The sequence below is a fragment of the Psychrobacter sp. genome, assembly GCF_030457785.1.
Taxonomy (GTDB): Bacteria; Pseudomonadota; Gammaproteobacteria; order Pseudomonadales; family Moraxellaceae; genus Psychrobacter.
On record NZ_JAKDUI010000157.1, the window covers coordinates 1 to 6,409 of the forward strand.

A 6,409-nucleotide genomic window follows, 5' to 3' on the forward strand; every position below is an offset into this window, starting at 1 on the left:
ATATCATATTAAAGGTAATGGGTATATTGATAAATGGTTATGCATTAGACCAATGCAGCACCTGAGTAAATAAGCAAACATATAAAACAACAGAAATTGCGATAAAACTGCTCTAATGACCTATAGTTGCTTGCAGCAATTTATGGCCTTATCTATACTTGCGCCTTTGATTTATTTCACTTTTCGGAGCGATCGAATGCCCGCCTCTAGTTTTGCAATTGATAGCCTGCCATTAGCGTTTGGCATTATTATGGCCATTATTGGCTTGGTGTTCTATACACAAGGGTTACCAGGGAAGTTTTGGCGACGTTTTTATGCAGTACTGCCAGGGATTGTCTTATGCTGCTTTATCCCAGCGATATTGAATAGCTTGGGTGTTTTTGCTGATGGGATAGGCGCCCAAATTTATGGATTTACGGCGACGTATCTCTTGCCTGCAAGTTTGCTACTGATGACGCTCTCGATGGATGTTCCAAAAATATTAGGACTAGGCTGGAAAGCCATTGCTATGTTTTTCGCCGCTAGTGTCGCTATTATCATCAGTGGTCCAATAAGTCTTGCCATTGCACAATGGGTGTCACCGACCATGTTTGCTGATGATACGTTGTGGCGAGGATTTTCAGCAGTGGCTGGTAGTTGGATTGGTGGTGCAGCAAACCAAGCGGCGATGAAAGAGTTGTTTGGGGTCAGTGACGATTTGTTTGGCATGATGATTTTGGTCGATACGACCAATGCGTCGCTATGGCTATTGGCCATATTGGTGCTGGCAAAGCATAGTGATAAAGTAGATCGCTTATTAAAAGCAGATACCAAAAGCATTGAGAGGGTGGTTAAAGCGGTTGAGAGTTATGAACGTGATCATGCGCGTCCAGCGACATTGAATGATTTGATGGTTATGTTTGGCTTGTGTTTTGCGATGGTTGGTGTGGCGCATTTTATCGGTGGCCATATTGCAGGATTTTTCGCGCCTTACAGCTGGGCTGTACAATATAGCTTCGCTAGCTCTTTCTTTTGGATGGTGGTTATCATCACTATTATTGGTGTTATATTTTCCTTTACCAAGGTTCGCCGGCTTGACCATGTCGGTGCGTCTAAAATAGGCACGGTATTTATCTTTGTACTAATTGCTGCCATTGGCATGCAAATCAATCTTGCTGGTATCGTTTCACAGTGGCGATTACTACTCATTGGGCTGTTATGGATGAGTCTGCACGTTGCTATGATTTTCGTAGTGGCGAGAGTGATTCGTGCGCCGTTTTTCTTTTTAGCAGTTGGATCCAACGCTAATACAGGTGGGGCTTCGTCTGCTCCTATTGTCGCAACAGCTTTTCACCCATCACTGGCACCCGTCGGCGTGTTTTTGGGTATATTAGGGTATGCGGTGGGCACGTTTGGTGGTTATATCAGTACACAGATGATGCGATTGGTGGTCGGTTAAAATTTTAAAAGGTAAAAGCATGTAGCATTTGATAACAAAAAGCCGACTTAACTGTCGGCTTTTTGCTTGTAGCATTATCACTAAGCAATTTGAACGAACATTCAAGTTGCGACTAATAATTTTTAACTCATCAATAATTACTAATAAGAACTTAGAGGGATAAAAATATGCAATCTAAATATACACAGAAAATTCGCGCAGGCGCTCCGTTCCCTAACATAACAGTAACCACACTAGATGGAAACTCAACGTCACTCGGTGAGCCTGCTAACGGCCATGATTGGAAGCTAGTAGTGGTTTATCGAGGTCAGCATTGCCCATTATGTACCAAGTACCTCAATCAGCTAGAGCAAGTAAAGTCTTCTTTTTATGACAATGGTGTGGATGTGATCGCAGTGTCAGGCGACAGTAAAGCTCAGCTAGAGAGTCACTTACAGAAACTGGATGTTGATTTCCCTATCGCCTATGGTTTAACCATCGAGCAAATGGAAACGCTTGGTGCTTATATTTCTGACCCACGCTCAGAGAAAGAAACCGACCATCCGTTTGCAGAGCCTGCACTGTTTGTCGTTAATGCTGAAGGGACAATCCAGATTGTAGACTTTTCTAACGCGCCTTTCGCCAGACCAGATCTAGAAGTGTTGGCAAATGGACTGAAGTTTGTCAGAGAGAATGATTATCCAATCCGTGGTACTCATGGCTAGTGACAACTGAAAGTTCAGAACTTAACTGAATTAATAAGGCAATTAGTAGCCTTGAAGAGTGTGCTGAGGAGATACCTTGGTGCGCTCTTTTTTTTGAATATGATATCAGCTTGGTTTGGCTGTACGTGTTTATGTGCTTCTGCGTGCGTCTGTGTAAATAAAACTGTAAGCCACATTTATGACCGATTGCTGAAGACAATCAACCAGCAATAAAAAACCCTTACAGGACTTACACTGTAAGGGTTCATGGATTATAGAATAGCGCTTTCCATCAGTCTATTAGTGAGGCACTACAAGTTAGTGACTGTGACTGTGATTGTGTTCTGAGTCTGAATCATGATTATGATCATGAGACTCTTCATCTGTATGCTCATGTTCGTCATCATGTCCAGCTTGTAGACCGAACCAAGCCACATGAGATGGTGTGAACGTGAGTTCTATTGCTGACTCAAGTTGTCCTGCATCAGGATCAATGACGATGATTTTATTGTTTGAAGGGTCTAACATATAAACCATTTCAGTATTTGGGTTAGAAATGAAAGATGGCGCACTATGACTGTCATCTTCGATGCCATTTGGGAACACATCCAACACAGCTGTCTGCTTATAGTTTTGTGCAACATCTAACAAGTGCAACTTGCCAGTATCGTCTAGCAGCATTAAGTACTCTCCATGAGCATCAAAAGCATAGCTCACGATTTGGCGGCTACTATCAGTCGTCCAGGTAATAGGTGTGATATCTTTGTTAGCAGGATCGACATGGTAAGGCTGACCACAAGCATTACCAATCATAAATTCGTGATGATGGTTGGTAATAAATGAGCCAATTCGAGCAGGGCTACTGTCACCATTTGCACTGGGGCACTGGATATTGGTTACGCTGGCAGGATAGGTGATCTTTTCAGCACTGAATTCATCTTCGATTTGATTAATACTCACTAGGCCATCACTACAAGCAAAAACACTGTAATCCGTCACGCTTCCACTACCATGTAGACCCATGCATTTTGTATCAAAAGTCTGGCTTATATGGTAATGATCATTGTGCTGCCTGTATACAGAGAGCGTATCTGCCAATGAGCTACCGACAGTATCATAACGCTCAGAGCTGATCACATAACCACCTCTAGGCTCAGCAGTACCATGCATATTGGTACTTAACTGTTGATACGGCAATTCACCGCTGGCAATACCTGCATCGGTCACAAGTGCAAATCCAGCTTCTTGCTCAGGGTTTTCTATAGGATTGCCCGCCGCACCTAAGCCGTCAAAAAATAGTCCCGCTTGGTCATTAAAGGTTTGAAAATGGACAGGGCGAGTGTAGTTTAGTTGCAGCGGCATTTTTGAGGCATCACGAGCATAGGGGTGGTCGTGATCGCCATGATCCTCAATCTCAATGCCGCTATGATAAAAGTTAACTGCTTGGTTGGTGCGGTCCATTACCACTGCGTAATTGCTCTCTGGGCTGGTTTTTACGGCGTCAGCTTGCCCTGTCAAAGACAGTGTTTGTATCACTTCGTTTTGAGCAAGACTATAAACATACGCCTGACTACCGTCTTCTTCAGTGATGAATAATCGACCTTGCTCCATCTCAGCGGCAACGTCAGATGTTTCGCCATCGCCATGATCGTGGCCGTCTTCGCCATGGTCATGGTCGTGCCCTGAGTCAGTCGATGATGTTTTACGGTCATCAGATGATCCACAGCCACTGAGCACGGAAGCCGCTAGTAAAGCAGATAGTGCCAGTGCGATAGAGCGGCTTAATACGTTAAGTTGATTCATAAGTTTCTCCGTTCATGAATTAGATGGTCCATGATTGTGGGGTTAAAGGGTTAAGAGTGAACAAGGTGATATTAGAAGCGATAAGTAATGCCGGCGTTAAACGAGCGCTCCGGCTTCGGAACTTTATCGACGAGATATGAGGCATGGTTATAAGCGAGCTCATTTAGAATATTATTTGCCTCAATAAAAGCGGTGTAATCGTGTTCGCTGGCACTGTGGTAAACGACTTTGGCATCGATCATGTTGTAGCTGGGTGTATTGGTCTCAAAGTCAGCAATGCGATCCTGCTCAAAGCGGCGGTAACCAGACAAGATCAAGTCAAACTGACCAAATTGAGAGGTGATATCACCACCGACTCGAGGTGCAACCAATCTTGGTGCGTACTTTCTTATCAGGCTATTGTCTTCAAGGGTGATCAATGATATATCTGCAAAGCTACCAATACTGATGTAATCATTGAGGTGGTAGCGAGTTTGTATTTCACCGCCATAGTGCTTTGCGTCACTTTGAGCATAGTCCACTAAGCGAAAGCCTGCAGATTCTCCTTCTGTGATGATGTCTTGAGTTTTGGCGTAGATGTAGTTTTTGCTATCGTTATAAAATGCAGAGATACTGCCATCAAAGTTGTCGCCGTTGTCATAGCGTAATGTCAGCTCTACGCCATTGGTTGACTCTTCATCTAACTGCCCATTACCACGCTCCCATGTATTGGTCGCTAAATGAGCACCAGCAGAAAATAGTTCTTGAGGAGATGGCAGTCTTTCTGAATGACTGACTCTGGCAGACAGTTGGGTATTGGGGGTAAGGTACTTACCACCTTCTAGGCTAACAGAGATGCCAGCATGTATTTTGTCTACGTTGTTTTCAGTGTCACTAATGTCTTGAAAGTCTTGTCGTCCACCGAACTCAATATACCAAGGACTTTTGCCTTGTTTTCTAAGGATATTGGCAGTACTAAGTGACTCATCACTATCGGTAGCAAGACCACTGTGGCTGTGATCGTGTCCAGCATGAGCTGAGGTCTCACTTTGAGACAAAGGCTCGTCAGTGTTCTGAATATCTGCACCAAAGTAGTCAGGCGCCAGTCGCTCGATAAAAAACAGACCCACTTGGTTACGCTCTGTTTCAGGTAAATAGCCTTCTAAACCGACAGCGGAAAACTTGCTGTTGGTATAGTCAATACCAACCACACCTTTCATAAATCCTAGGCTACCGACTCTATGAGTGGCATGTGTGGCTTGAATTTGTGCGTTGAGCGCTTTGTTTGCAAACGTTGTACCGACAGCGCCTTCATCGAACTCATCATGACGATAGTCGGTATAGCTTAGTTTTGTCTTGATGCTATCGACACCGATCATAGGAACCTTCTGCTCGGCATATAGCTGATAGACATCTGAGGTCAAGTCGACATAGGGCGCTTCACCATGGTCGTGGCTGTGATCATGGTCGTGATCATCTTGACAAACCAGCTCATTGGATTGGCTACTGGCCGGTGCACACTGATTGTGTACGTGGAATGGTAGACCATACTCCGAAGTCTGGCGTTGATAAGACGCGCCGATATATCCTAAGTCAGTCACATACGACAACCCGATACTGCCGTTGTCTTGGGTATACCAACTGTTATCAATCTCATCAGTGTCCCAATGCGGCGCTTGAATATTGCCTTTGTCTGTCCTTTGATATTGCCCACTCCACAGCCAGTTTTCGCCAATATTGCCGTTGAGCTCTGCGTAACCCAGATATCCATCTGTGGCTTGCTGACCTATCAAGGCTGCTTTTCCACTTAGGTTTTTTTCAGATGGCTGGCTAGGGATAATATCATTGACTATATTAACCACACCGCCTATTGCGCCGCCGCCATACATCAATGCTGATGTCCCTTTTATTATTTCAACTTGTTTTGCACCTAATATGGGCACTGACACTTGGTGGTCCGGAGAGATCTGTGAAGCATCTTGCACACTCAGGCCATTTTGCATGACTTGAACGCGAGGGGCACTTTGTCCACGAATGATAGGTCGGCTAGCGCCTTGACCAAAACTATCTGTAGAAACACCCACTTCATTTGCCAACGCATCTCCGAGAGTGCTATTGACCTGAGAATTTAATTCTTCACCAGATATCACACTACTGGCAGTAGCCATCTCATTTATTTGTGGTGATAACGGGTTTGACGTAACGACAATTGGCTCTAGGGTGACCGAGGGCAAGGTCGAAGTAGCAGGGCTAGTAGTGGTGCTTGGTTGCGATGAGGTTTTAGAGTCTACCTCAACCAAATTGGTGTCTTCTGCGCTGACAGACAGACTTGCCATGCTTAAAGCCGTTGTTACTGACAACAAAGTGGTTGCGCGGCGAATATGCACGTTGATAGGAAAGATAGAGGTAAAATTAGGTTCTCTAGAGCTATTGTGATTAAAAGGAGTTGGAGACATGAGGTTACCAAAATATAGAAAATTATAGAAGTCATACCGCTTAAAAATAT

4 protein-coding genes are annotated in these 6,409 nt (G+C 44.3%); 2 read left to right on the forward strand and 2 right to left on the reverse strand.

Annotated elements, in window-relative coordinates; translation table 11 throughout:
* Positions 1 to 196: 196 nt before the first annotated feature.
* Both L0J61_RS08175 and L0J61_RS08180 read left to right on the forward strand, forming a co-directional pair.
* A complete protein-coding gene (locus tag L0J61_RS08175; RefSeq protein ID WP_301465957.1) occupies positions 197 to 1,438 on the forward strand; it encodes a DUF819 domain-containing protein in 1,242 nt (413 codons plus the stop codon).
* Positions 1,439 to 1,605: 167 nt separating this feature from the next.
* Complete coding sequence (locus L0J61_RS08180) at positions 1,606 to 2,142, forward strand: peroxiredoxin-like family protein (protein ID WP_301465958.1); 537 nt, start codon at positions 1,606 to 1,608, stop codon at positions 2,140 to 2,142.
* Between the two features lie 297 nt (positions 2,143 to 2,439).
* Here the strand turns inward: L0J61_RS08180 and L0J61_RS08185 are convergent, their stop codons facing one another.
* Both L0J61_RS08185 and L0J61_RS08190 read right to left on the reverse strand, forming a co-directional pair.
* Complete coding sequence (locus L0J61_RS08185) at positions 2,440 to 3,924, reverse strand: hypothetical protein (RefSeq protein ID WP_301465959.1); 1,485 nt, start codon at positions 3,922 to 3,924, stop codon at positions 2,440 to 2,442.
* Positions 3,925 to 3,995: 71 nt separating this feature from the next.
* Positions 3,996 to 6,359, reverse strand: coding sequence for a TonB-dependent receptor (locus L0J61_RS08190; RefSeq protein WP_301465960.1), 2,364 nt, complete (start codon positions 6,357 to 6,359; stop codon positions 3,996 to 3,998).
* Positions 6,360 to 6,409 lie beyond the last annotated feature (50 nt).

Coding starts and splice junctions, on each gene's coding strand:
- L0J61_RS08175 (WP_301465957.1), top strand. CDS start 197: ATGCCCGCCTCTAGTTTTGCAATTGATAGCCTGCCATTAGCGTTTGGC.
- L0J61_RS08185 (WP_301465959.1), bottom strand. CDS start 3,924: ATGAATCAACTTAACGTATTAAGCCGCTCTATCGCACTGGCACTATCT.
- L0J61_RS08180 (WP_301465958.1), top strand. CDS start 1,606: ATGCAATCTAAATATACACAGAAAATTCGCGCAGGCGCTCCGTTCCCT.
- L0J61_RS08190 (WP_301465960.1), bottom strand. CDS start 6,359: ATGTCTCCAACTCCTTTTAATCACAATAGCTCTAGAGAACCTAATTTT.